22 protein-coding genes and 1 other RNA gene are annotated in these 22,100 nt (G+C 64.2%); 16 read left to right on the forward strand and 7 right to left on the reverse strand.

The annotated features are described in order from the left end of the window. Positions 1–74: 74 nt before the first annotated feature. The 4 genes from QZV93_RS01485 to QZV93_RS01500 all read right to left on the reverse strand — a co-directional run bounded on the left by QZV93_RS01485 (position 75) and on the right by QZV93_RS01500 (position 2,653). Complete coding sequence (locus QZV93_RS01485) at positions 75–1,289, reverse strand: saccharopine dehydrogenase family protein (RefSeq protein WP_295555385.1); 1,215 nt, start codon at positions 1,287–1,289, stop codon at positions 75–77. Positions 1,290–1,497: 208 nt separating this feature from the next. Continuing rightward, a complete protein-coding gene (locus tag QZV93_RS01490; protein ID WP_295555387.1) occupies positions 1,498–1,818 on the reverse strand; it encodes a YbaB/EbfC family nucleoid-associated protein in 321 nt (106 codons plus the stop codon). A gap of 70 nt (positions 1,819–1,888) precedes the next feature. Further along, positions 1,889–2,251 carry a DUF1810 domain-containing protein gene (locus tag QZV93_RS01495; protein WP_295555389.1) on the reverse strand — a complete coding sequence of 121 codons (363 nt, stop codon included), beginning with the start codon at positions 2,249–2,251 and terminating at the stop codon, positions 1,889–1,891. A 123-nt stretch (positions 2,252–2,374) separates the two neighbouring features. Continuing rightward, positions 2,375–2,653, reverse strand: coding sequence for a hypothetical protein (locus QZV93_RS01500; RefSeq protein ID WP_295555391.1), 279 nt, complete (start codon positions 2,651–2,653; stop codon positions 2,375–2,377). A gap of 341 nt (positions 2,654–2,994) precedes the next feature. Here QZV93_RS01500 and QZV93_RS01505 point away from each other — a divergent pair, with 341 nt between their 5' ends. Next, complete coding sequence (locus tag QZV93_RS01505; RefSeq protein ID WP_295555393.1) at positions 2,995–3,120, forward strand: hypothetical protein; 126 nt, start codon at positions 2,995–2,997, stop codon at positions 3,118–3,120. A gap of 87 nt (positions 3,121–3,207) precedes the next feature. Here QZV93_RS01505 and QZV93_RS01510 read toward each other — a convergent pair whose 3' ends face one another. Both QZV93_RS01510 and ffs read right to left on the reverse strand, forming a co-directional pair. After that, positions 3,208–5,034 (reverse strand): DNA polymerase III subunit gamma/tau, encoded by a 1,827-nt coding sequence (locus QZV93_RS01510; RefSeq protein WP_295555395.1) that lies wholly within the window; start codon positions 5,032–5,034, stop codon positions 3,208–3,210. A 108-nt stretch (positions 5,035–5,142) separates the two neighbouring features. After that, positions 5,143–5,238: signal recognition particle sRNA small type (gene ffs, locus QZV93_RS01515), an RNA gene on the reverse strand. Between the two features lie 201 nt (positions 5,239–5,439). Here ffs and QZV93_RS01520 point away from each other — a divergent pair. From QZV93_RS01520 to nuoN, 11 genes are all read left to right on the forward strand, one after another. Beyond that, on the forward strand, positions 5,440–5,784 hold the full coding sequence (locus tag QZV93_RS01520; protein ID WP_295555396.1) for a hypothetical protein: 345 nt from the start codon (positions 5,440–5,442) through the stop codon (positions 5,782–5,784). A gap of 268 nt (positions 5,785–6,052) precedes the next feature. Beyond that, the gene (nuoE, locus tag QZV93_RS01525) at positions 6,053–6,757 is read left to right on the forward strand and encodes an NADH-quinone oxidoreductase subunit NuoE (protein ID WP_295555398.1); all 705 of its coding nucleotides are present in this window, start codon (positions 6,053–6,055) and stop codon (positions 6,755–6,757) included. Between the two features lie 9 nt (positions 6,758–6,766). Next, on the forward strand, positions 6,767–8,050 hold the full coding sequence (gene nuoF, locus QZV93_RS01530; RefSeq protein WP_295555625.1) for an NADH-quinone oxidoreductase subunit NuoF: 1,284 nt from the start codon (positions 6,767–6,769) through the stop codon (positions 8,048–8,050). Between the two features lie 9 nt (positions 8,051–8,059). Continuing rightward, positions 8,060–10,186 (forward strand): NADH-quinone oxidoreductase subunit NuoG, encoded by a 2,127-nt coding sequence (gene nuoG / locus QZV93_RS01535; RefSeq protein ID WP_295555399.1) that lies wholly within the window; start codon positions 8,060–8,062, stop codon positions 10,184–10,186. A gap of 34 nt (positions 10,187–10,220) precedes the next feature. Next, positions 10,221–11,267, forward strand: coding sequence for an NADH-quinone oxidoreductase subunit NuoH (nuoH, locus tag QZV93_RS01540; protein WP_295555627.1), 1,047 nt, complete (start codon positions 10,221–10,223; stop codon positions 11,265–11,267). A gap of 13 nt (positions 11,268–11,280) precedes the next feature. Next, positions 11,281–11,769 (forward strand): NADH-quinone oxidoreductase subunit NuoI, encoded by a 489-nt coding sequence (gene nuoI / locus QZV93_RS01545; RefSeq protein WP_295555401.1) that lies wholly within the window; start codon positions 11,281–11,283, stop codon positions 11,767–11,769. Positions 11,770–11,923: 154 nt separating this feature from the next. Next, positions 11,924–12,556: an NADH-quinone oxidoreductase subunit J gene (locus tag QZV93_RS01550; protein WP_295555403.1), complete on the forward strand. Its 633-nt coding sequence runs from the start codon at positions 11,924–11,926 to the stop codon at positions 12,554–12,556. 34 nt (positions 12,557–12,590) lie between these two features. Beyond that, positions 12,591–12,899, forward strand: coding sequence for an NADH-quinone oxidoreductase subunit NuoK (gene nuoK, locus QZV93_RS01555; protein WP_295555405.1), 309 nt, complete (start codon positions 12,591–12,593; stop codon positions 12,897–12,899). Positions 12,900–13,005: 106 nt separating this feature from the next. After that, complete coding sequence (nuoL, locus tag QZV93_RS01560) at positions 13,006–14,955, forward strand: NADH-quinone oxidoreductase subunit L (protein ID WP_295555407.1); 1,950 nt, start codon at positions 13,006–13,008, stop codon at positions 14,953–14,955. Continuing rightward, on the forward strand, positions 14,952–16,451 hold the full coding sequence (locus QZV93_RS01565) for an NADH-quinone oxidoreductase subunit M (protein ID WP_295555409.1): 1,500 nt from the start codon (positions 14,952–14,954) through the stop codon (positions 16,449–16,451). The genes nuoL and QZV93_RS01565 overlap by 4 nt, the downstream gene beginning before the upstream one ends. A 12-nt stretch (positions 16,452–16,463) precedes the next feature. Continuing rightward, complete coding sequence (nuoN, locus tag QZV93_RS01570) at positions 16,464–17,942, forward strand: NADH-quinone oxidoreductase subunit NuoN (protein WP_295555411.1); 1,479 nt, start codon at positions 16,464–16,466, stop codon at positions 17,940–17,942. A 31-nt stretch (positions 17,943–17,973) separates the two neighbouring features. Here the strand turns inward: nuoN and QZV93_RS01575 are convergent, their stop codons facing one another. Next, complete coding sequence (locus tag QZV93_RS01575; protein WP_295555413.1) at positions 17,974–18,219, reverse strand: PilZ domain-containing protein; 246 nt, start codon at positions 18,217–18,219, stop codon at positions 17,974–17,976. Positions 18,220–18,418: 199 nt separating this feature from the next. Here QZV93_RS01575 and QZV93_RS01580 point away from each other — a divergent pair, with 199 nt between their 5' ends. The 4 genes from QZV93_RS01580 (at position 18,419) to QZV93_RS01595 (ending at position 21,738) form a co-directional block, all read left to right on the forward strand. Further along, on the forward strand, positions 18,419–19,156 hold the full coding sequence (locus QZV93_RS01580) for a biotin--[acetyl-CoA-carboxylase] ligase (RefSeq protein WP_295555414.1): 738 nt from the start codon (positions 18,419–18,421) through the stop codon (positions 19,154–19,156). 40 nt (positions 19,157–19,196) lie between these two features. Beyond that, positions 19,197–20,909, forward strand: a complete 1,713-nt coding sequence (locus QZV93_RS01585) for a ribonuclease J (protein WP_295555416.1) — start codon at positions 19,197–19,199, stop codon at positions 20,907–20,909. A 79-nt stretch (positions 20,910–20,988) separates the two neighbouring features. Beyond that, positions 20,989–21,393: a methylmalonyl-CoA epimerase gene (gene mce, locus QZV93_RS01590; protein WP_295555418.1), complete on the forward strand. Its 405-nt coding sequence runs from the start codon at positions 20,989–20,991 to the stop codon at positions 21,391–21,393. 66 nt (positions 21,394–21,459) lie between these two features. Beyond that, positions 21,460–21,738 (forward strand): DUF1467 family protein, encoded by a 279-nt coding sequence (locus QZV93_RS01595; protein WP_295555420.1) that lies wholly within the window; start codon positions 21,460–21,462, stop codon positions 21,736–21,738. Positions 21,739–22,100 lie beyond the last annotated feature (362 nt).

Raw genomic sequence — 22,100 nt, forward strand, 5'->3', positions numbered from 1 at the left:
TCACTGGGAATGACGCGGAAAGGGAACAAAAAAATGGGCGGCCGAAGCCGCCCATTTGCGTCGTGGTAAAACCCTCAGGTCTTCACGGCGAACAGCTCGGCCTGGTCGGCCGGCGTGATGTCCTTCACGTGCCACGGCAGCCCCTGCTGGCCGAGCTCGTCGAGAAACGGCTTCGACGGAAGCTGCTCCACGTTGAACACGCCCTTGCCGGTCCACGCCCCTTCGAACATCTGGATCGCGCCCACCACCGGCGGCACTCCCGTGGTGTAGGAGACGGCTTGCGCGCCGGTCTCCTTGTAGCACTGGGCATGGTCGCAGACATTGTAGATGAGCACTGTCTTGCGCTTGCCGTCCTTCGTGCCGTCGATGATGCAGCCGATGGAGGTGCGCCCCGTGTAGCCCTCGCCGAGCGATGACGGCGGCGGCAGAAGCTCCTTCAGGAACTCCATCGGGATCACGGGCGTGCCCTTGTACATGACGGGGTCGATGCGCGTCATGCCCACGCTCTGCAGCACGTCGAGGTGCTTGATGTAGTTGTCGGAGAACGTCATCCAGAAGCGGATCTGCTTCAGGCCGCGGATGTTCTTGACGAGGCTCTCCTCCTCCTCGTGATAGATGAGGTAGCTCTTGCGCGGGCCGACTTCCGGATAGTCGATCATGCACGAGATCGTCAGCGGATCGATGTCGATCCACTTGCCGTCCCTCCAGTATTTTCCGCGCTGCGTCACCTCGCGCAGGTTGATCTCCGGATTGAAATTGGTCGCGAACGACTTGCCGTGGCTGCCGTCGTTGCAGTCGATGATGTCGATGGTGTCGATGCTGTCGAACAGGTGCTCCTGCGCGTAGGCGCAGAAGATGTTGGACACGCCCGGATCGAACCCGCAGCCGAGCACCGCCATGATACCGCGGCCGGCGTACTTGTCCTGGTAGGCCCACTGCCACGAATACTCGAACTTGGCGACGTCGCGCGGCTCGTAGTTGGCGGTGTCCATGTAGTGCACGCCGGTCTTGAGGCACGCATCCATGATCGGCAGATCCTGGTAGGGAAGCGCCATGTTGATCACGAGGTCAGGCTTTACCTTCTCGATCAGCGCCACCACCTCATCCACTTTGTCGGCATCGACCTGCGAGATGTCGATCGGCGTCACGCAGCGCGCGGCCACGTTCTGACAGCTCTGGAGCCGCCGCGAGGCGAGATGGATGGTCTTGAAGACGTCGCGGTTCATCGCGCACTTCTGCGCCGTCACCGAACCCGCCGCACCGGCACCAATGATGAGAACGCTGTCCAAGGCAAAGCTCCCTTAAACGATGATGGGCGCGTCGGATGGGTTGGACCGGACGCGATCACGGTCAAAAGGTCAGCTCGCGTGCGCAGCACTTTGAGCAAGCGCCCGCAAATAGGGCACAACCCCCCGGATTTCAACAGTTGGAAACGGCTTCGGGGGATTTGGACGCGAATTTTTTTCTGGCGAGAGCCGGCGCCGAGGCGTCACGGCGTCAAAAAAGCTTCATGCCCGGTGGCAGCGGCAGCCCGCCCGTGACCTCGGCCATCTTCTCTTGCAGCCGCGCCTCGACCTTGGACTTGGCGTCACCGGTTGCGGCGACGATCAGGTCCTCGACGATCTCGGCCTCCTCCGGCTTCATCAGCGAGGGATCGATCCTAACGCGCTTCATGTCCCCCTTGCCGGTCAGCGTCACCGCCACCAGTCCGCCGCCCGCGGAGCCTTCGACCTCGATGGCGCCGAGCTCCTCCTGCAGGCGCTGCATGCGCTCCTGCATGTCCTTGACCTGCTTCATCATGCCCATCAGGTCTTTCATCGGCCCTCCTCTCGGTCATCGGCGTTCGTCAGCCGCTAGACTAGAGCATTATCCCGGCCGTCGCATCGCCTCATCGCCGCAGCCAGTCGGTCCCGCAGGCGTCGCTGAAGATCTCGATGCAAGACAGGAACTTCATGGCGTCGACGCCGCCGAGAATATGCTCGAGCGGCACGTCGTGATGAGAGAGGACCAGCTCCACGCAGTCCTTGAGCCGCGGGCCCAGAATGGGATGAGCCAGGTACGCCCGGGCTTCTTCGAGCGAGCCGATGCCGTAGTGCACGGCCCGTTCGCTGCGGCCAAGCTCCTTCGCCTGCGGGAAGATGAACCAGATCCAGTGCGTCGTCTTGCGGCCGGCGCGGAGCTCATTGAGCACGGTCTCGTACACAGGCACCTGTGCCCGGACGAAACGCTCGAGATCGAAAGGATCGTCCATGGCGCCTGCTCCTTCCGCATTTTAGAGTGCAAGCGGCGCCCCGGCGGCAAAAAAAAGAGCCGGGTTTGACCCCGGCCAAGTTCAGAGAGCTTTGTCGCGTCCTGATGTGGGAGAAGGCGCGCGCTAGTCTTTCTTCTTTTTGTCGGTGATCTTGAAGTTGGTATCGACGGTGACGTTGTACTTGCCGTCCGCGCATTCCGCGTTCGAGACCGTGTAGAAGCCATCGCCCGAGTTGATCTCACCGAGCTTGCACCCGTCCGCCGAAAGCGACTTGGTGATACCGTCGACGGTTGCCTTCGAGAACTTGCCTTCCGAGGCGGCAAGGGCCGACCCGGCCCCAAGCAGGAAGGTGGGAGTGGCCGCGAGCGAAAGCGCGAGGGCGGGCAGTACGAAAGAACGCATGCGTGTCTCCTGGGACCTTTGTCGACCCGGGACGGAAGTTGGCCCGAGCTGGAGACGCTATAACATTACTGCAAAGTCTTCGGGAGAGGTCGCGCGCGCTTCGCCGAAAATCGGGAGCAGTTCCCGAGCGAGCAGACCGGCGCCTGCACGGCCTGCGGACCAGCGCGCTGCCGCACGCGTGCCGCCATGGAAGTACGGACAATTCCCTAAGAACAATCCCATGGCGCCAGCGCCAATACTTCAATATTCCGAAGATGAAAACTCAATTCGCTTGAAACAGACGTTATCGCTTGTGAAAGAGCGATAGACGTCTTCACGCGTTGCTTTCGCAGGACAGCCGAATGGATCGGCGACAAAGGGCTTCGCTCTATTGTGACATCGACGGCGACAAGACGCTCGACAAGGGCAAGGACACACCGTTCTGGCCCGATGGAAAGCCGCTCCAGAACCGCTTCGGCGTCCTATGAGCAATAAATAGTGGAGCGGCCGTCCGTATCCGGGCGGCCGCACCGCTTCCTGATCTCGACAGGGTCGTTAAATCCGCCGACCTTGGCTCATCCCGCCTTGCTGTCGTCGTCGCGCTCGCGCGCCTTGGGTGGCACGGGTGACACCTCGGCGTCGGGAAATGCCGCCAGCACGGCGGCCACGGCCGGATGCCGTTTGAGAGCCGCAAGCTCGTGCGCTTCGCGCTCGCGGCGCACGTCCCCGATCGGCCGCTCTCCGCGCGCCTTGGACAACGCCACGATCCAGCGCCGCCCGGTCCACTTGTTGAGCTTCTCGCGGAGATCGTTGCCGACGTCGCTGCTCGCGCCTGGCAACAGGAAGAGGTCGATGGCGCCTGCCGCGCCGTCGAAGCGCACCAGGCTTACGTGCTCCTCGAGCGCGATCCTGAGTTTCGCGTCGCGCTTGTCGCCCGCCAGCGCCACCACGTCCGCGAATGTGTTGAGGGGACGCAGCGACACGGCGGGACTGACGGCCCGCCGCTCTCCATCCTCGTCACCGGTGTCATCGTCTGATCCATCCGGCCCGAAGTCGAAATCGCTCGGGTCCTCCGACTCGAGGCTCGATGCGGGCGCCTCGGCGGGTCGCGCTTCCGCCGTTGCGCCCGCGCTCTGCGGCGCTGACGAGGCGGGCCGTGTGCCGTGACGGCGTGCCTCGGACGCTCCGCCGAGCATACGGATGATCTCGTCCGGCGGCGGCAGGTCGGACGTATGCGCGATGCGGATCAGCACCATTTCGGCAGCAGCGAGCGGGTTCGACGCCTTGCCGGCTTCCTCGATTCCCTTGAGCAGCATCTGCCAGAGACGAGCCAGCAGCGCCATCGAGAGCCGCTCGCCGAGCGCGCCCGCGCGCCGCTTCTCGTCCTGCGACAGCCCATCGCCGGCCGCCTCGGGTCCGACCGCCTTGATGCGCGCCGTGATGTGCACGGCTTCCGCAAGGTCTGCGAGCACCTGTGCCGCGTCCGCGCCGTCTTGGAACAGGCGGTCCAGCGCCGCGAGCGTCTCTGCGATCTGCCCCGCCACCAGGAGATCCAGGAGGTCGAAGATGCGCCCCCGGTCCGCAAGTCCGAGCAGCGCCCGCACCGCGGCCGCCGTCACGGTGCCGCCGTCACGCTCGCCCCACGAGGTCGAGATCGCCTGATCGAGGATGGAGAGCGCGTCGCGCACCGAGCCCTCGGCGGCACGCGCAATCAGTACCAATGCGTCGTCGTCGGCGGAAGCACCCTCGTTGGTGGCGATGGATTTCAAGTGCTGCGAGAGGCGCGGCACGTCCACGCGCCGGAGGTCGAAACGCTGGCAGCGCGACAGCACCGTCACCGGCACCTTGCGCACTTCCGTGGTCGCGAAGATGAACTTCACATGCCCCGGAGGCTCCTCGAGCGTCTTCAGGAGCGCGTTGAACGCGCCCTTGGAGAGCATGTGCACCTCGTCGATGATGAACACCTTGGTGCGCGCCGAGAGGGGCCGGTAGCGGGCGCTTTCGATGATTTCGCGGATGTTGTCGACGCCGGTGTTGGAGGCGGCGTCCATCTCGATCACGTCCGGATGCCGGCTTTCCATGATGGCAGCGCAGTGCCGCCCGAGCTCCGGCATGTCGATGGTCGGCTGGTTGACGGCGTCCGTCTCGTAGTTGAGCGCACGTGCGAGAATGCGGGCCGTCGTCGTCTTGCCGACGCCGCGCACGCCAGTCAGCATGAACCCGTGTGCGATGCGCCCCGACGCGAATGCGTTGCGCAGCGTCTGCACCATCGTTTCCTGGCCGATGAGGTCGTCGAACGTCTGCGGGCGGTATTTGCGCGCGAGCACGACATAAGGCTTGGCCGCCACGCTCTCCGAGCCGCCCGCTCCAGTACCGACGCTTTCCGATTTCTTTTTAGCCATCCCGCCTCGCCACTTGCTCGACACTATCGGCCCGGAGGGCCGGGGAGCAAGGCGACCCGGCGCCAGTGCGCCGCCCCCGCGGAGCCCGCTGTGCGGGCGTGAGCGGCAAAAAGAGGCTGACGAACGACCCGTGCACCTGTCGTTAGGGCTGCTTCCTTCCGGACCTGACCCGGTTGGCGATGGTCTCGTCCGCCGCCAGCCTCCGGGGCGAATATGGCGTCTTGCGGAGGGGGTGGCAAGCCTTGCCGGGGCCGCATCCCAGGATGTCGTGCCCGGCGCCGGGTTCAAGCTTCACCGGGATCTGAGCGAAGACTGGTGAAGACACGGAAATCGTGACACAATCACACTGAAAACATGCCGCGCCGCGAGCCGCAAGCGGCAGCTGGGGACCTTGGGGAGGGCCGAATGATCGACAATCTGTTCTTGCTTGCCGTCGCCGCACTGGGCTGGGGTCTCTCGCTTGCGACCTACCGTTTCTTTGCCTACCGCCACGAATGGCCGATGGGCGCACTGCAGATAGATTTCCCCGCGATCCCCGTGCTGCTTGGTTTGTTCGCCATTGTCGTCGCGTTGTTTTTCGCCGCGACGCGCGGCGCCGAGGCTGGCGGTTGGGTCATCGTCCTGTTCGGCATCTTCCTCGCGATTTTTTGGACCGGGTTTCTGCGCGTCGGCTCGCAGATCTCGCTCTTTCTCGCGCCGATCGCGACCGTGCTTCTGATCACGGGTTGGCTCAGTCTGCCGTTGACGTGAGCACGGACGATTCGATTCGCAATCGGCCTCATCTCTGACGACTGGAATCGGCTTTAGGATCCCGCATCCCGAGCGCGCGCGTCCCTACGAATGTGCAGTGTCACGCGGCACCGTGCGTGCTTGCTTTCGCGCTGCAATAGACGTAGTTGAACAAAAGACTTCAGCGGGGGAGTGCGTGGAGAGGTCGCGGACGATCCGGGCGTAGGTGCACCGAGATCTTTCCGTGCTGCCTCGAAGCCCCGCGGGTGATCCGTTTTGGGGAGCCAGCATGGCCGTCCGCCGCCTCAGTTCAGACCAGCCGCGCGACTTTGCATTCACGCCCGAGAACCTGGCCTGGGCGAAAGAGACCATCGCCAAGTTTCCCGAGGGCAAGCAGGCTTCGGCCATCATTCCCTTGCTCTGGCGGGCGCAGGAGCAGGCCGGCGGCTGGTTGCCGGAGCCGGCGTTGCGGCACGTTGCCGATATGCTCGGCGTTGCCTACATCCGGGCTTACGAGGTGGCGACATTCTATACGATGTTCCAGCTCTCGCCGGTCGGCGCCAAGGCGCACGTCCAGGTGTGTGGCACGACGCCATGCATGTTGCGCGGGGCGGAAGAGCTGATCGACGTCTGTAAGCGCCGCATTGCCGAGCACCCCCATGAGCTGTCCGAGGACGGAAATTTCTCGTGGGAGGAGGTCGAATGCCTAGGCTGCTGCGCGAACGCGCCTGTCGTCCAGATCTGGAAGGACACTTACGAGGATCTGACGCCCGAGTCGCTCGACAAAGTTCTCGGCGCGTTTGCCCGTGGCACGCCGCCCAAGACCGGCTCGCAGATTGGCCGCAAGACCTCATCGCCGGAAGGCGCACCGACGGCGCTGACCGATCCCACGCTCTACGACGGATCGAAGCTTGGCGCTTGGCGCGCTCGTTTTCCCGAGCTGCAGGGTAGCGATGCCACCCCCGCGCCCGCGGCCGAGAAACCCAAAGGGTGACCCTGCATGCTGCTTGAGGACAAGGACCGCATCTTTCGCAATATCTACGGGTTGCACGACTCGGGATTGAAGGGTGCGATGTCGCGCGGCTCCTGGGACGGCACCAAGTTCTTCATCGACAAGGGCCATGACTGGATCATCTCCGAGGTGAAAACCTCGGGCCTGCGCGGGCGTGGCGGCGCCGGTTTTCCGACCGGTCTCAAATGGAGCTTCATGCCCAAGGCTGACGCGCGGCCATCCTATCTCGTCATTAATGCGGACGAGAGCGAGCCCGGCTCGTGCAAGGACCGGGAGATCATGCGCAATGATCCTCATCTCTTGATCGAGGGCGCGCTGCTCGCCGGTTTCGCGATGCGCGCGCATACGAGCTACATCTATATCCGCGGCGAGTTCATTCGCGAGCGCGAACGCCTGCAGCGCGCCATCGACGAAGCCTATGCCGCGAAGCTGATCGGCAAGAACAATATCCACGGCTGGGACTTCGATCTCTACGTCTCGCACGGCGCCGGCGCCTACATCTGCGGCGAGGAGACCGCCCTGCTCGAGAGCCTCGAGGGCAAGAAGGGCCAGCCACGGCTGAAGCCACCCTTCCCCGCCAACGTCGGCCTCTATGGCGCGCCGACGACCATCAACAACGTCGAGAGCATCGCCGTCGTGGGCGACATCCTGCGCCGTGGCGGACACTGGTTCGCGGCGCTCGGCCTGCCGAACAACACCGGCACCAAGCTGTTCCAGATCTCGGGCCACGTGAATCGGCCGTGCGTTGTCGAGGAGGAGATGGGCATTCCCGTGCGCCAGCTCATCGACGAGCACTGCGGCGGCGTGCGCGGCGGCTGGAGCAACCTGCTCGCCATCATTCCCGGCGGCTCGTCGATGCCGCTCATCCCGGCCGATCTCTGCCAGGATCTCACCATGGATTTCGACAGCCTGACCAAGCTCAAGTCGGGGCTCGGAACCGCGGCGATCATCGTGCTCGACAAGTCGGCCGACGTCGTCAAGGCCATCGCCCGCATCGCCTATTTCTATAAGCACGAGAGCTGCGGCCAGTGCACGCCCTGCCGCGAGGGCACCGGCTGGATGTGGCGCGTGCTCGACCGCATGTCGCGCGGCGAAGCCGAGAAGAGCGAGATCGACAAGCTGTTCGACGTCTCGAAGCAGATCGAGGGCCACACCATCTGCGCGCTGGGCGACGCGGCGGCATGGCCGGTGCAGGGGCTGATCCGCCATTTCCGTCCCGAGATCGAGGCCCGCATCGACGCCTATCAGGCGGCTCACAGGCAAGCGGCGGAGTAGACCAGCAACATGCCGAAGGACCTTATCATCGACGGCAAGGCGATCACGGTCGAGGACGGCATCACGCTGATGCAGGCCTGCGAGCAGGCCGGCGCCGAGATCCCGCGCTTCTGCTACCACGAGCGCCTGTCGATCGCCGGCAACTGCCGCATGTGCCTCGTCGAGGTGCAGGGGAGCCCGAAGCCGATCGCCTCCTGCGCCATGGGCGTCAACGACCTGCCGCCCAACAAGGACAACTCGCCGAAGGTCATCTCCACCAAGAGCGCGGTGGTGAAGAAGGCGCGCGAAGGCGTGATGGAATTCCTGCTCATCAACCACCCGCTCGACTGCCCCATCTGCGACCAGGGCGGCGAGTGCGACCTGCAGGATCAGGCCGTGGGCTACGGCTCAGGCGGATCGCGCTACGCGGAGAACAAGCGCGCCGTCGAGGACAAGTATCTCGGCCCCCTGATCAAAACCTCGATGAATCGCTGCATCCATTGTACGCGCTGCGTGCGCTTCATGACGGAGGTCGCCGGCGTGTCGGAGCTCGGCGCCATCGGCCGCGGCGAGGACATGGAGATCACGACCTATCTCGAGCACGGCATTCTCTCCGAAATGAGCGCCAACGTGAACGACCTCTGCCCCGTCGGCGCGCTGACCCATCGCCCCTGGGCCCACAACGCCCGGCCCTGGGAGCTGCGCAAGACCGAGAGCATCGACGTCATGGACGCCGTCGGCTCGGCGATCCGCATCGATGCCCGCGGCCGCGAGGTGATGCGCATTCTTCCGCGCAACAACGACGCCGTGAACGAGGAGTGGATCTCCGACAAGACGCGCCATGTCGCCGACGGGCTCCGCACGCAGCGGCTCGACCAGCCCTACATTCGCGCCAATGGCCGCCTTGAACCGGCGACGTGGGACGCTGCGTTGGCCGCCGTCGCCGCTAAGCTCAAAGCCGCAAACCCGAAACGTATCGCCGCCATCGCCGGACCGCTCGCGGGTGCGGAGGAGATGTTCGCCCTCAAGGATCTCTTCCACCGCCTGGGTTCGACGAACGTCGATTGCCGCGAGGACGGCGCCAAGCTCGATCCCGCGCTTGGCCGCGCCAGCTACGTCTTTAACACCACTATCCCGGGCATCGAGCACGCCGACGCCATCCTTCTCGTCGGCACCAACCCGCGCCTCGAAGCGGTTGTGCTCAACACGCGGATCCGCAAGCGTTGGCGCCAGGGCGGGCTCACCGTTGGACTCATCGGCGAGCAGGTCGACCTCACGTACCCGTATGAATATCTGGGCGCCGGCGGCAAGACACTGACCGAGATCGCTGACGGCAAGCATGCCTTCGCAGCCAAGCTCAAGGACGCCAAGGCGCCTCTGGTCATCGTCGGCTCCGCCGCCATCGCGCGCGCTGACGGCCGCGCCGTGCTGGCTGCTGCTGCCCGCGTTGCCATCGCGGCCGCCGCCGGCAAGAATTCCGCCCAGGGAGAAACCTGGAACGCCTTCAACGTGCTGCACACGGCAGCATCCCGCGTCGCCGGGCTCGACGTTGGCTTCGTCCCCGAAAAATCAGCGACGACGGATGTCGACAGCTTCGTCGCCGCCGCCGAGAAGGGCGAGCTCGATCTCCTGTTCCTCCTCGGTGCCGACGACATCGACATGAGCCGCCTCGGAAAGACGTTCGTCGTCTACCAGGGCAGCCATGGAGATGCCGGCGCACACCGCGCCGATGTGATCTTCCCGGCCGCGGCCTACGCGGAGAAGAGCGCGACCTACGTCAACACCGAAGGTCGCGCCCAGATGACGGCGCGCGCCGCGTTTCCGCCCGGGGACGCCCGCGAGGATTGGACCATCATCCGCGCACTCTCGCCGCTTGTGGGGCACACGCTGCCCTATGACTCGATCAACGTCCTGCGCGCCGGCATGTACCACCACGCCCCGCAGCTCGCTGCGCTGGACCGCGTGGTGCCGGCCCCGGCCGACGTGATCTCTGTGCTCGCGTCCGGCAAAGGCGCGGTCAAGGACGATGCGTTCCGCTCGGCCGTGAAGGACTTCTATCTCACCAACCCGATCGCGCGGGCCTCCGCCGTCATGGCCGAGATGAGCGCGCTGAAGAAGGCCGCCGGCAAGCAGGCCGGCTTGGCCGCGGCCGAATAGGAGCGAGCGCCGGATGTCGAGCGAGACCATCACGATGCTCTGGGAGTACGGCCTCTGGCTCGCCGTCACGGTCGGGCTGTCGCTGCTCGTGCTCGTGGGGCTCTTGCTCTGTGTCGCCTTTCTCCTGCTCATGGACCGCAAGGTCTGGGCCGCCGTTCAGATGCGTCGCGGTCCCAATGTCGTCGGCCCGTTCGGATTGCTGCAGTCGTTCGCCGACCTCCTGAAATTCGTTCTCAAGGAGGCGGTAATTCCGGCAGGTGCCGACAAGGGCGTGTTCCTGCTCGCCCCGCTCGCCACGGCCACCTGCGCGTTGGCGGCCTGGGCCGTCATCCCGATGAACAAGGACGGCTGGGGCACCTGGGTCATCTCGGATCTGAACGTCGGCGTGCTCTATCTGCTCGCCATCTCCTCGCTCGGCGTCTACGGCGTCATCATGGGCGGCTGGGCCTCGAACTCGAAGTACCCCTTCATGGGCTCGCTCCGCTCCGCCGCGCAGATGATCTCCTACGAGGTCTCTCTCGGTTTCGTCGTCATCACGGTGCTGCTGCTGGTGGGCTCACTCAATCTGGCGACGGTCGTCACCGCGCAGACGCATGGCGTCGGCACGTGGCTCGGCCTGCCCGCGTCGGCGCTCGACTGGCACTGGGTGCCGTTGCTGCCGATGTTCGTCGTGTTCTTCATCTCGTCGCTGGCTGAGACCAACCGCCCCCCCTTCGACCTCGTCGAGGCGGAGAGCGAGCTCGTCGCCGGCTTCATGGTCGAGTATTCATCGACGCCCTATCTCCTGTTCATGCTCGGCGAGTACGTCGCCATCACCACCATGTGCGCGCTCGCGACCATCCTTTTCCTCGGCGGCTGGTTGCCGCCGCTCGATATCTGGCCGTTGAACGCCGTTCCCGGAATCTTCTGGTTCGCGGCCAAGGTTGTGTTCATGTTTTTCATGTTCGCCATGGCCAAGGCCATGGTGCCGCGCTATCGCTACGACCAGCTCATGCGGCTCGGTTGGAAAGTCTTTCTGCCGCTCTCGCTGGTGATGGTCGTTGCCGTCGCGGGCGTCCTGCAATACCTGAGATCTGTATAGGAGGGCTCGGGCCATGCGCGTTGCCCTTGGTGTGAAATCCCTGTTCCTGGCGGAGTTCGTCTCGGCGTTCTTCCTCGCCATGCGCTATTTCTTCTCACCGAAGAAGACGTTGAACTATCCCTTCGAGAAGGGCCCCCTTTCGCCCCGCTTCCGCGGTGAGCACGCCCTGCGCCGCTATCCGAACGGCGAAGAGCGCTGCATCGCCTGCAAGCTGTGCGAGGCGATCTGCCCGGCGCAGGCCATCACCATCGAAGCCGGCCCGCGCCGGAACGACGGCACGCGCCGCACCACACGCTACGACATCGACATGGTGAAATGCATCTACTGTGGTCTTTGCCAGGAGGCTTGCCCGGTCGACGCCATCGTCGAGGGACCGAACTTCGAGTTTGCGACGGAAACGCGCGAGGAGCTCTACTATTCCAAGGAGCGCTTGCTCGCCAACGGGGACCGCTGGGAACGGGAGATCGCGAAGAACCTCGCGCTCGACGCGCCGTACCGGTGAGAAATCACCCTCTCCCCGCACGCGGGGAGAGGGCTCATGCCGGAGGCATGGGACGAATACGGATGAGGGGCAGCAGCAGGCCGCAGCGCCGGTTTCTGCCCCTCGTCCTAACCCTCTCCCCATATGAAGTGTGGGGGAGGGAAGTGGAGGGGAAATGGCACTGACGGCGATCTTTTTCTATCTGTTCGCGACCCTGGCGCTTGCCTCCGGGGCGATGGTGATCGTCGCCAAGAACCCGGTGCACGCGGTGCTGTTCCTGATCCTGACCTTCTTCAACGCCGCCGGCCTCTTCATCCTGCTCGGCGCCGAGTTCTTGGCCATGCTGCTCATCATCGTCTATGTGGGCGCGGTGGCCGTGCTGTTCCTGTTCGTCGTCATGATGCTGGATGTGGACTTCGCCGAATTGCGCGCCGGCTTCATCAAGAATGCTCCCGTCGGCCTGCTGGTCGGCGGCGTGGTGCTGGCCGAGCTGGTGTTGCTTGTGGTGGCGCGGGTGGCAGCTCCCGCGACGCCCGCCACCATTGCCGCGCCGATACCGCAAGGCACCACGAACACGGAGGCACTCGGGCAGATCCTCTACACCAAGTACGTCTATTTCTTCCAAGGCGCGGGGCTCGTGCTGCTGGTCGCCATGGTGGGTGCCATCGTGCTGACGCTCCGTCACAAGGAAGGCGTCAAGCGCCAGTCGATCGCCGATCAAGTCGCGCGCGGCCCGGCGACGGCGGTCAAGATGGTCAAGGTGGCGTCCGGTGCCAGCGCGATTCCTGACGCGCCGGCGAAGCGATAGCGCGGTCGGGACCTGGGAGGGCAAGGACAGAGATATGGAGATCGGGCTCGGACACTATCTGACCGTCGCTGCGTGCCTGTTCACGCTCGGCATGTTCGGCATCTTCTTGAACCGCAAGAACGTGATCGTCATTCTGATGTCGGTCGAGTTGATGCTGCTCGCAGTGAACATCAACTTCGTCGCCTTTTCCCACTTCCATGCCGATCTTGTCGGCCAGGTGTTCGCGCTGTTCGTCCTCACGGTCGCCGCTGCCGAGGCCGCCATCGGTCTCGCCATCATCGTCGTCTACTTCCGCAACCGCGGCTCTATCGCGGTCGAGGACATCAACATGATGAAGGGCTGACGATGCGCAGCAGGCAACAGGCAGCAGGCAACAGATTCGCCAGCCGGGCGCGGCGCGAGGCAGCACCGCTGCCCGCTACCGGCTGCCTGCTGCCAGGGGGAATTCAATGATCTACGCACTGATCGTCCTCCTGCCGCTCGCCGGCGCGCTGATTGCGGGCCTGTTCGGTCGCCTCCTCGGCCCGCGCCCGTCGGAGATCATCACCACCGCATTCCTGATCACCGCGGCGGTGCTGTCCTGGATCGTCTTCGTTCGCGTCGGTTTCGGCGGCGAGACCGCAAAGGTGCCGCTGCTGCGCTGGATCACCTCGGGTGAGCTGGACACGGCCTGGACGCTCCGCATCGACACGCTGACGGCCGTCATGCTCGTGGTGGTGAACACGGTCTCCGCCCTCGTCCACCTCTACTCCATCGGCTACATGCACGAGGACGACAGCCGGCCGCGCTTTTTCGCCTACCTCTCGCTCTTCACCTTCGCCATGCTGGCGCTCGTGACGAGCGACAACCTCCTGCAGATGTTCTTCGGCTGGGAGGGCGTCGGCCTCGCGTCCTACCTCTTGATCGGCTTCTGGTACAAGAACCCGGAAGCCAACGCCGCCGCCATCAAGGCCTTTGTCGTCAACCGTGTCGGCGACTTCGGTTTCGCGCTCGGCATCTTCGGCCTCTTTGCCGTGACGGACTCCATCAATCTGGATGCGGTCTTCGCCGCCGCGCCGGATCAGGTCGGCAAGACCATGTCGTTCCTCGGCTACGATGTCGACATCCTCACCACGCTCGCGCTTCTGCTGTTCATGGGCGCCATGGGCAAGTCGGCGCAGTTCCTGCTGCACACCTGGCTGCCGGACGCCATGGAAGGCCCGACGCCGGTCTCCGCGCTCATCCACGCCGCCACCATGGTGACCGCCGGCGTGTTCATGGTTGCGCGCCTGTCGCCGATCTTCGAGCTCGCGCCCAAGGCGCTCGAGGTGGTGGTCTTCATCGGCGCCATCACCGCGTTCTTCGCCGCCACCGTCGGCCTCGTGCAGAACGACATCAAGCGCGTCATCGCCTATTCCACCTGCTCTCAGCTCGGCTACATGTTCGTCGCGTGCGGCGTCGGCGCCTATGCGGCCGGCATCTTCCACCTCTTCACGCACGCGGCCTTCAAGGCGCTGTTGTTCCTCGGCGCGGGTTCGGTCATTCACGGCATGCACCACGAACAGGACATGCGGAAGATGGGCGGGCTGGCCAAGAAACTGCCGATCACCTGGGTCATGATGCTGATCGGCACGTTGGCGCTGACCGGCGTCGGCATCCCGCACCTCGGCGGTTTCGCCGGCTTCCACTCCAAGGATGCCATCATCGAAGCGGCTTATGCCGGCCATACGCCGTCGAACTATGCCTTCTGGGTGTTGGTGTTCGCCGCCTTCATGACGTCGTTCTATTCCTGGCGGCTGATGTTCCTCACCTTCCATGGGGCGACGCGGGCCGACCATCACACCTATGACCACGCGCACGAAAGCCCGTGGGTGATGCTGATCCCGCTCATCGTGCTGGCCACGGGCGCCGTGCTCGCCGGCATCGTCTTCCAGCACTACTTCCTGGGCGAGGGCTATGCCGAGTTCTGGCGCGCGGCCCTGTTCGAGGCGCCGGGCAAGGACATCCGCCACCACATGCATGAGCTTCCCGAATGGGTGCCATGGGCGCCGACCATTGCCATGCTGTCCGGGCTTGGCCTCGCCGTGATCTACTACGTGCTGGCACCCGGCCTGCCCGCGGCCACGGCCCGCGTTTTCAAGCCGATCTACCTGTTCCTGCTCAACAAGTGGTACTTCGATGAGCTTTATGACCGGCTCTTCGTTCGCCCCGCCTTTGCCATCGGCCGCTTCCTGTGGAAGGGCGTCGACGGCGCCGTGATCGATGGCACCATCGATGGCACCGCCAAGAGCGTGGCGTGGGCTACGGGCCGCATCGTCAAGCTGCAGACCGGCTATGTCTACCACTACGCCTTCGCCATGCTGATCGGCGTCGCAGCCATTCTGACCTACTTCATCCTGGCCGGCGGGGGCGCTCCATGAACATTTCCGGTGCGCCGATCCTGTCCGTGGTGACGTTCCTGCCCATCGCGGGCGCGATCTTCATCGCCTTCCTGTCGCGCGAGGCGGTGCAGAACATTCGCTACACGGCCCTTTGGACGACGATCATCACCTTCCTGATCTCGCTGCTGATCTGGATCAACTTCGATCCGACGACCGCCGGCTTTCAGTTCGTCGAGGAACGCAGTTGGTTGGGCCCCATCAAGTACAAGATGGGCGTCGACGGCATTTCGATGCTGTTCGTCATCCTGACCGCGTTCCTGATGCCGCTCTGTATCCTGGCCTCCTGGGAGGCCATCGAGGACCGCGTCAAGGAGTACATGATCGCCTTCCTCGTGCTCGAGGCGCTTATGATCGGCGTGTTCTGCGCGCTCGATCTCGTCCTCTTCTATCTGTTCTTCGAGGGCGGCTTGATCCCGATGTTCCTCATCATCGGTGTCTGGGGCGGGCCGCGCCGCGTCTACGCCAGCTTCAAGTTCTTCCTGTACACCTTCCTGGGCTCGGTGCTGATGCTGCTCGCCATGATGGCGATGTACTGGCACGCGGGCACGACCGACATCCCGACGCTCTTGCAGACCAAATTCCCGCCCGACATGCAGTTCTGGCTATGGCTGGCGTTCTTCGCCTCGTTTGCCGTCAAGATGCCGATGTGGCCGGTGCACACCTGGCTCCCGGATGCCCACGTCGAGGCGCCCACCGCCGGCTCCGTCATCCTGGCCGGCATCCTTCTGAAGATGGGCGGCTACGGCTTCCTGCGCTTCTCGCTGCCGATGTTCCCGGATGCGAGCGCCGAGCTTGCGCCGCTCGTGTTCGGTCTCTCTCTGGTTGCCATCGTCGCCACCTCGCTGATCGCGCTGGTGCAGGAGGACATGAAGAAGCTGATCGCCTACTCGTCGGTTGCCCACATGGGCTTCGTGACCATGGGCATCTTCACCTTCACCCAGCAGGGCATCGACGGTGCGATCTTCCAGATGTTGTCGCACGGGCTCATCTCCTCGGCGCTCTTCCTTTGCGTCGGCGTCGTTTATGACCGCCTGCACACACGCGAGATCTCGGCCTACGGCGGTCTCGTCGAGCGCATGCCGATCTACGCCGTCGTCTTCATGGTCTTCACCATGGGCAACGTCGGCCTGCCGGGCACGTCGGGCTTCGTCGGCGAGTTTCTGACGCTGCTCTCGGCCTTCAAGGCCAACACCTACGTTGCATTCATCGCCACAAGCGGCGTCATCCTGTCGGCGGCCTACGCCCTTTATCTCTACCGGCGCGTCATTTTCGGCGTTCTCGATAAGCCGTCCTTGAAGGCCATGGCCGACATGACGCCGCGTGAGATCGCGATCATGACGCCGCTGGTCGTGTTGACCATTCTGTTCGGCTTCTATCCCGCACCCATTCTCGACGTGACGGCCGTGTCGGTGAAAGCGCTCGTGACCTCGCTCGAAGCGGCGGGTCAGGCCGCCGCCGTCACGCCCGTACCATAAGGATTCCGGCTTATGACCGACCTCGTGAGCTTGAGCTACAGTGCCGCCCTGCCCGAGATCGTGCTCGCCGTGGGCGCCATGGGCCTGCTCATGATCGAAGCCTTTGGTGGTGGTTCCGCGAACGGCCGATCTGGCAACAGCGACTCCAACCGCGGCGAGCGCGCCGGCTGGCTCGCCATTTTTATCCTCGTTGGCACCGGCGCCCTGCTGCTCGCGCAGACCGGCACCGAGCGCGCCTTCAACGATGCCTTCATCTCGGATCCGTTTGCACGTTTCGTGAAACTTCTCGTGCTTGCGGGATCCGCGTTCGCAATCCTGCTGTCGTTCGATGACCTGCGCCGGGCCAAGGTCGACCGTTACGAGGTTCCGGTCCTCATCCTACTCGCCACCGTCGGCATGATGATGATGATTTCCGCCGGCGATCTCCTGGCCCTCTACCTCGGCCTCGAGCTGCAGAGCCTCGCGCTTTACGTTCTGGCCGCCGTGCGCCGCGACGATGTCCGCTCCAGCGAAGCCGGCATGAAGTACTTCGTGCTCGGTGCGCTGTCCTCCGGCATGCTGCTCTACGGCGCTTCGCTTCTGTACGGATTTGCCGGCACCACATCGTTTGCAGGTCTCGAGGCGGCGGCCTCCGCCCCTGGCGCCGCGACCAACCTCGGTCTGATCGCGGGCCTGGTGTTCCTGCTGGTCGGCCTGGCCTTCAAGATCTCAGCCGTGCCCTTCCACATGTGGACGCCCGACGTCTACGAAGGTGCCCCAACCCCAATCACCGCCTTCTTTGCCGCCGCTCCGAAGCTCGCCGCCCTGGCGCTGCTGGCGCGCGTGCTCTTCGATGGGTTCGGAGGGCTCTTCATCCAGTGGCAGAAGATTGTGATCTTCCTCTCTATCGCCTCCATGTTGCTCGGCGCCTTTGCAGCCATCGGCCAGACCAACATCAAGCGCCTCATGGCCTACTCCTCCATTGGGCACGTCGGCTTTGCGCTGGTGGGTCTCGCGGCCGGAAGCGAAGCCGGCATCGAAGGGCTGCTGATCTATCTCGCCATCTATCTCGTTACGACGCTGGGATCGTTCGCCTGTATCCTGGCCATGCGCCGCGATGAGGGGCCTGTCGAGGATATCTACGAGCTGGCGGGCCTCGCGGAAAACAATCTCCCCATGGCGTTCATTCTTGCCATGCTGTTCTTCTCGCTTGCGGGCGTGCCGCCGCTGGCCGGCTTCTTCGCCAAGTTCTATGTCTTTGCCGCGGCCGTGAAGTCGGAGCTCTACGGTCTCGCCATCATTGGCGTCCTGTCGAGCGTCGTTGGCGCCTTCTACTACCTGCGCATCGTCAAGGTGATGTTCTTCGACGAGCCCAAGCCGCGCTTCAGCGCCACGGCGCCTTACGTCAAATTCGTGATGATTACCGCTGGATTGTTCGTCGTGCTCTACGCGGTCTATCCGTCGCCGCTGATCGATGCCGCGGCGGCTGCCGCCAAGTCGCTTCAGCTCTAGATCGAGACGTGCGCGGCAGCGCGCGATCGCGTCACTCGAATTTGAGGCCCAGGTCGTTTCCCCGGCGCCAGACAACCACGCATTGCGCGTTGATCTTTTCCATTTGTGAGACGAGAGTAACCCGATCCGGGAGCTCGCAGGGCTGCACCAGCCGCACGCGGGCGCCGGTTTGAGACGCATCGCGCAGCAGCACGGGCACTTCCTTGTCCTCCATCTTGAGGACCCCGGCGTTATTGGTGCGCCGTCTCTTTGCTGCGCGTGTTTCCTTGGCTGCCATCGAGGCCAACTTTTTCAGAAGGGACGGCCGCTGAAGGCCGACTAAAGTGCTAAGTTGCGTGTTCGATTGACATAATTGTTATGCCTTAGATCCTAACAACCGCTTACCATTCTATCTGTACGAAAGGCGCTTTCGGTCGCACCTCCTTATTGATGAGGGTTCCCATTTCCTTACGCCGACACGATTTTTCCGAGCCACGATGAAAAACCACAGTCGTATTGAACAACTCGCGAGCGTCGACTCGACCAACGCCGAAGCCATGCGCCGCGCACAGGCGGGCGAGCTGGGTCCGCTCTGGATCATGGCCGATGCCCAGACTGCGGGACGGGGGCGGAGCGGACGCAGCTGGTCCTCAGCCGACGCCGGAAATCTTTATGCGAGCCTTCTCCTCACTCTCGCGGTCCCGCAGCCGAGAGCCTACCAGCTGGCGCTCGTGGCTGCCGTCGCGGTCTTTGACGCCCTCAACGCCGCGATGCACCCCGCGCCGCCCGGCCTCCGCCTCAAATGGCCGAACGACATTCTCATCGGCGGCAAGAAGGCCGGCGGCATCCTGATCGAGAGCAGCACGGCCTCCGCCCGTCTCACCGCCGTGATCGGAGTAGGCCTCAATATCGCGGCTTCACCGGAGGGATTGGACCGCCCTGCCACGCACCTGGGCGCCCACGGCGCTTGCCCCCAGCCGCGCGTCGTCCTGGACCGCATCGCCGAAGCCATGGGCCATTGGCTCTCCGTGTGGGACGAAGGAGGTGGCTTTGCCGCGGTTCGGGAGGCTTGGCTAATGCGCTCCCATCCTTTAGGGGAACCCATGAGTATCAATACCGGCTCTGAGCGTATCTCCGGCACCTTTTCCGGTGTCGACGCCGAGGGGGCGCTATTGCTCGATGCCGAAGGCAGTGTCCGCCGGTTCACGTTCGGAGATGTCTCCCTCGCGCGTTGAGGAAGACCGCAGTTGAAAAGAAAAGGGTCGGATACGGCGAATGCCTGATGAGCGCACGCAACGGAACCGGCCCAAAGAGCAGGATGAGCTGGTCTTCTTGGCCCTAGGCGGGCTGGGCGAGATCGGCATGAACGCCTATCTCTACGGGATGGGACCGCCTGATGCCCGCAAGTGGCTCATGGTCGATCTCGGCATCACCTTCCCGGAAGGTGAGGACGACCCGGGCGTCGATGTGATCCTTCCCGACTTGCGCTTCATCGAGGAAGAAAAAAGTACGCTCGCCGGCATTGTCATTACGCACGCCCACGAGGACCACATCGGGGCCGTTATCGAATTGTGGCCGCGCCTCGGCGTCCCCGTCTATGCGACGCCCTTCACCGCCGGCATGCTCAAAGCCAAGCTCGCCGAGTACGGCAACCGCCTTCAGATTCCCATCCGCGAGGTGCCGCTCAACGGGCGCTTCAATGTCGGACCCTTCAATATCGAGCTTTTCGAGATGTCCCACTCGATCCCGGAAAGCAGCGCCCTTGCCATCCGTACGCCGCACGGCACGGTCGTACACACCGGCGATTGGAAGCTCGACCCCACGCCGACCATTGGCGGAACGCCCGACGCGGCGCGGCTCGAAGCGCTCGGCAACGAGGGCGTCCTGGCCGTCGTCGGCGACTCGACGAACGCCATGCGCGAAGGGAGGTCGCCCTCGGAGCGCGACGTCGCCAAGACGCTTGCCGACGTCATCAAGGCCGCGCCGCATCGCGTGGCCGTCACGACGTTCGCGTCCAACGTCGCTCGCGTTAAAGCCGTGGCGGATGCCGCCCGAGCCGCTGGGCGTGAGCTCGTCATCGCCGGTCGCGCCCTCCATCGTGTCATCGAGGTCGCGATCGATACCGGCTATCTCCCGCAAGGGTTTCGCTACGTCGACCAGCAGCAGTTCAGCGAGGTCAAGCGATCGAAGGTCGTGTGTCTCTGCACCGGCAGCCAAGGCGAGCCGCGAGCTGCCATGGCGCGCATCGCCGACAATGAGCATCCCGACATCTCGCTCGACAAAGGCGACCTCGCCATCTTCTCGTCGCGTACCATCCCCGGCAACGAAAAGGCCGTCGGTTGGATCCAGAACAGCCTCGTGCGCATGGGTGTCGAGGTGCTGACGGACGGCGACGCGCTCGTACATGTGACGGGCCATCCGCGCCGCGACGAGCTGCGCCAGCTCTATGCCTGGCTGAGGCCGCGCATCGCCGTTCCGATGCATGGCGAGGCGCGCCATCTCACGGCTCATGCGGAGCTGGCGCGCGAGGCGGGCGTCTCCGAGGTGCAGGTGGCCTACAACGGCGAGGTGGTGCGTCTCGCACCCGGCGCCTTGCGCATCGTCGATGATGCGCCGGTCGGCCGGCTGTTCCGCGACGGCCGCCTCATCGTGCCTTCGGGCGATGGCCCGGTGCGCGAGCGGCGGAAGCTGGCGGCTGTCGGCATCGTCATTGTGGCGCTGGCGCTCTCGCGCCGGGGCGAGGTGGCCGCCGAGCCGCAAATTGTCATCGACGGAGTGCCGATCGAGGACGCGGATGGCGACCCGATGGAGGACATCGTGCTCACGGCGGTGGACGGCACGCTCCGCAGCATTCCCCGCGACCGTCGCCGCGATGTCGAGATGGTCGGCGAGGCCGTCCGCAGGGGGGTCCGCGGCGCCGTCGCCAACGCCTGGGGCAAGAAGCCCATTGTCAAGGTGCTGGTGAGCGTGATCGAAGGGAAGGGCTAGCGCGTTGAGCAGGCCGTCCCGCGGCAGGGACGGAGCCGAAGCGCAGGGTGGGACGACGAGCGTAGGGTAGGAACGGAAGATGATTGGACGCCTGAATCATGTGGCCATCGCGGTAAAGAACCTCTCCGCCGCGACCGCCGTTTACAAGAATGCCCTCGGTGCCGTTGTGACCGATCCCTTGCCGCAGCCGGAGCACGGCGTGACGGTTGTTTTCGTCAACCTGCCGAACACCAAGATCGAGTTTCTCGAGCCTCTGGGTGAGGGGTCGCCGATCGCGAAGTTCCTCGAGAAGAATCCGGACGGTGGTATTCACCATCTCTGCTACGAGGTCGATGACATCATCGCCGCGCGCGACCAGCTCAAGGAGCAGGGCGCGCGGGTGCTGGGCGACGGCAATCCGAAGATCGGCGCCCACGGCAAGCCCGTGCTGTTCCTGCATCCGAAGGACTTCTGTGGTACGCTGACGGAGTTGGAGCAGGTCTGATCCGGGTCTCATGACCCGGTTAGGATGGATCTGATCGGAATTGACCCCATCGAAGGAGATCAGAGAATGAGCCTTTCGCTGGGCATAGCACTCTACCTGATGATCTGGTTCATGACCCTGTTTGCCGTGCTCCCCTTTGGAGTCACGACGCAAGGTGAGGCTGGAGATGTGGTCGAGGGCACGCCGGCCAGCGCGCCGGCTGCGCCGCGCCTATGGCGTGTCGTCATCATCAATACGTTCGTCGCCGCGATTGCGTTTGCGTTCGTCTGGTTTGCGCTCGATCGCGATTGGCTCGGGCTCTACATCCCGCCCGATCAGGCGCCGCCTGCCGCCGTCACGCCGTGACCGGCGTGTCTCGTGCTGTGAGACGGAATTCTTCGACGGTGAGGGGACGAACAGAGCCCTAAAATGCAAAGAGCAAGGCAGGCGCCTTGCTCTTTCCACTCTTGGCTCGTGTCAGCGGCGCTTGATGCGCCGTCTGCTCATTGTTGGCTTGAAGATACCGAGGCATGACCCCGGTTCGACTGCCATTTTCTCCCTAGACCTGGGCCCCGAGCCATCTGGATCTCATTGGCTACGCCCCTGTCACGTGAACGAGCGCACCATAGCCGAACGGCGGCGCTATGTCACGGGTCCTGAGAGAAAAAAACGCAGGTGCCCAAGGATGATGCAGGTGCTCGCTCGCGAGCGAGCATCCATCACCGTTT

Source organism: uncultured Hyphomicrobium sp. (assembly GCF_902826555.1).
Taxonomy (GTDB): Bacteria; Pseudomonadota; Alphaproteobacteria; order Rhizobiales; family Hyphomicrobiaceae; genus Hyphomicrobium_C.

What these genes read in the sequence shown, in the direction of transcription:
- QZV93_RS01575 (WP_295555413.1), bottom strand. Translation starts at nt 18,219, where the DNA reads ATGGCAGCCAAGGAAACACGCGCAGCAAAGAGACGGCGCACCAATAAC.
- QZV93_RS01595 (WP_295555420.1), top strand. Translation starts at nt 21,460, where the DNA reads ATGAGCCTTTCGCTGGGCATAGCACTCTACCTGATGATCTGGTTCATG.
- QZV93_RS01580 (WP_295555414.1), top strand. Translation starts at nt 18,419, where the DNA reads ATGAAAAACCACAGTCGTATTGAACAACTCGCGAGCGTCGACTCGACC.
- nuoL (WP_295555407.1), top strand. Translation starts at nt 13,006, where the DNA reads ATGATCTACGCACTGATCGTCCTCCTGCCGCTCGCCGGCGCGCTGATT.
- QZV93_RS01490 (WP_295555387.1), bottom strand. Translation starts at nt 1,818, where the DNA reads ATGAAAGACCTGATGGGCATGATGAAGCAGGTCAAGGACATGCAGGAG.
- QZV93_RS01510 (WP_295555395.1), bottom strand. Translation starts at nt 5,034, where the DNA reads ATGGCTAAAAAGAAATCGGAAAGCGTCGGTACTGGAGCGGGCGGCTCG.
- nuoH (WP_295555627.1), top strand. Translation starts at nt 10,221, where the DNA reads ATGCTCTGGGAGTACGGCCTCTGGCTCGCCGTCACGGTCGGGCTGTCG.
- QZV93_RS01505 (WP_295555393.1), top strand. Translation starts at nt 2,995, where the DNA reads ATGGATCGGCGACAAAGGGCTTCGCTCTATTGTGACATCGACGGCGAC.
- QZV93_RS01500 (WP_295555391.1), bottom strand. Translation starts at nt 2,653, where the DNA reads ATGCGTTCTTTCGTACTGCCCGCCCTCGCGCTTTCGCTCGCGGCCACT.
- nuoE (WP_295555398.1), top strand. Translation starts at nt 6,053, where the DNA reads ATGGCCGTCCGCCGCCTCAGTTCAGACCAGCCGCGCGACTTTGCATTC.
- nuoK (WP_295555405.1), top strand. Translation starts at nt 12,591, where the DNA reads ATGGAGATCGGGCTCGGACACTATCTGACCGTCGCTGCGTGCCTGTTC.
- QZV93_RS01495 (WP_295555389.1), bottom strand. Translation starts at nt 2,251, where the DNA reads ATGGACGATCCTTTCGATCTCGAGCGTTTCGTCCGGGCACAGGTGCCT.
- QZV93_RS01565 (WP_295555409.1), top strand. Translation starts at nt 14,952, where the DNA reads ATGAACATTTCCGGTGCGCCGATCCTGTCCGTGGTGACGTTCCTGCCC.
- QZV93_RS01585 (WP_295555416.1), top strand. Translation starts at nt 19,197, where the DNA reads ATGCCTGATGAGCGCACGCAACGGAACCGGCCCAAAGAGCAGGATGAG.
- mce (WP_295555418.1), top strand. Translation starts at nt 20,989, where the DNA reads ATGATTGGACGCCTGAATCATGTGGCCATCGCGGTAAAGAACCTCTCC.
- nuoI (WP_295555401.1), top strand. Translation starts at nt 11,281, where the DNA reads ATGCGCGTTGCCCTTGGTGTGAAATCCCTGTTCCTGGCGGAGTTCGTC.
- nuoN (WP_295555411.1), top strand. Translation starts at nt 16,464, where the DNA reads ATGACCGACCTCGTGAGCTTGAGCTACAGTGCCGCCCTGCCCGAGATC.
- QZV93_RS01550 (WP_295555403.1), top strand. Translation starts at nt 11,924, where the DNA reads ATGGCACTGACGGCGATCTTTTTCTATCTGTTCGCGACCCTGGCGCTT.
- QZV93_RS01520 (WP_295555396.1), top strand. Translation starts at nt 5,440, where the DNA reads ATGATCGACAATCTGTTCTTGCTTGCCGTCGCCGCACTGGGCTGGGGT.
- nuoG (WP_295555399.1), top strand. Translation starts at nt 8,060, where the DNA reads ATGCCGAAGGACCTTATCATCGACGGCAAGGCGATCACGGTCGAGGAC.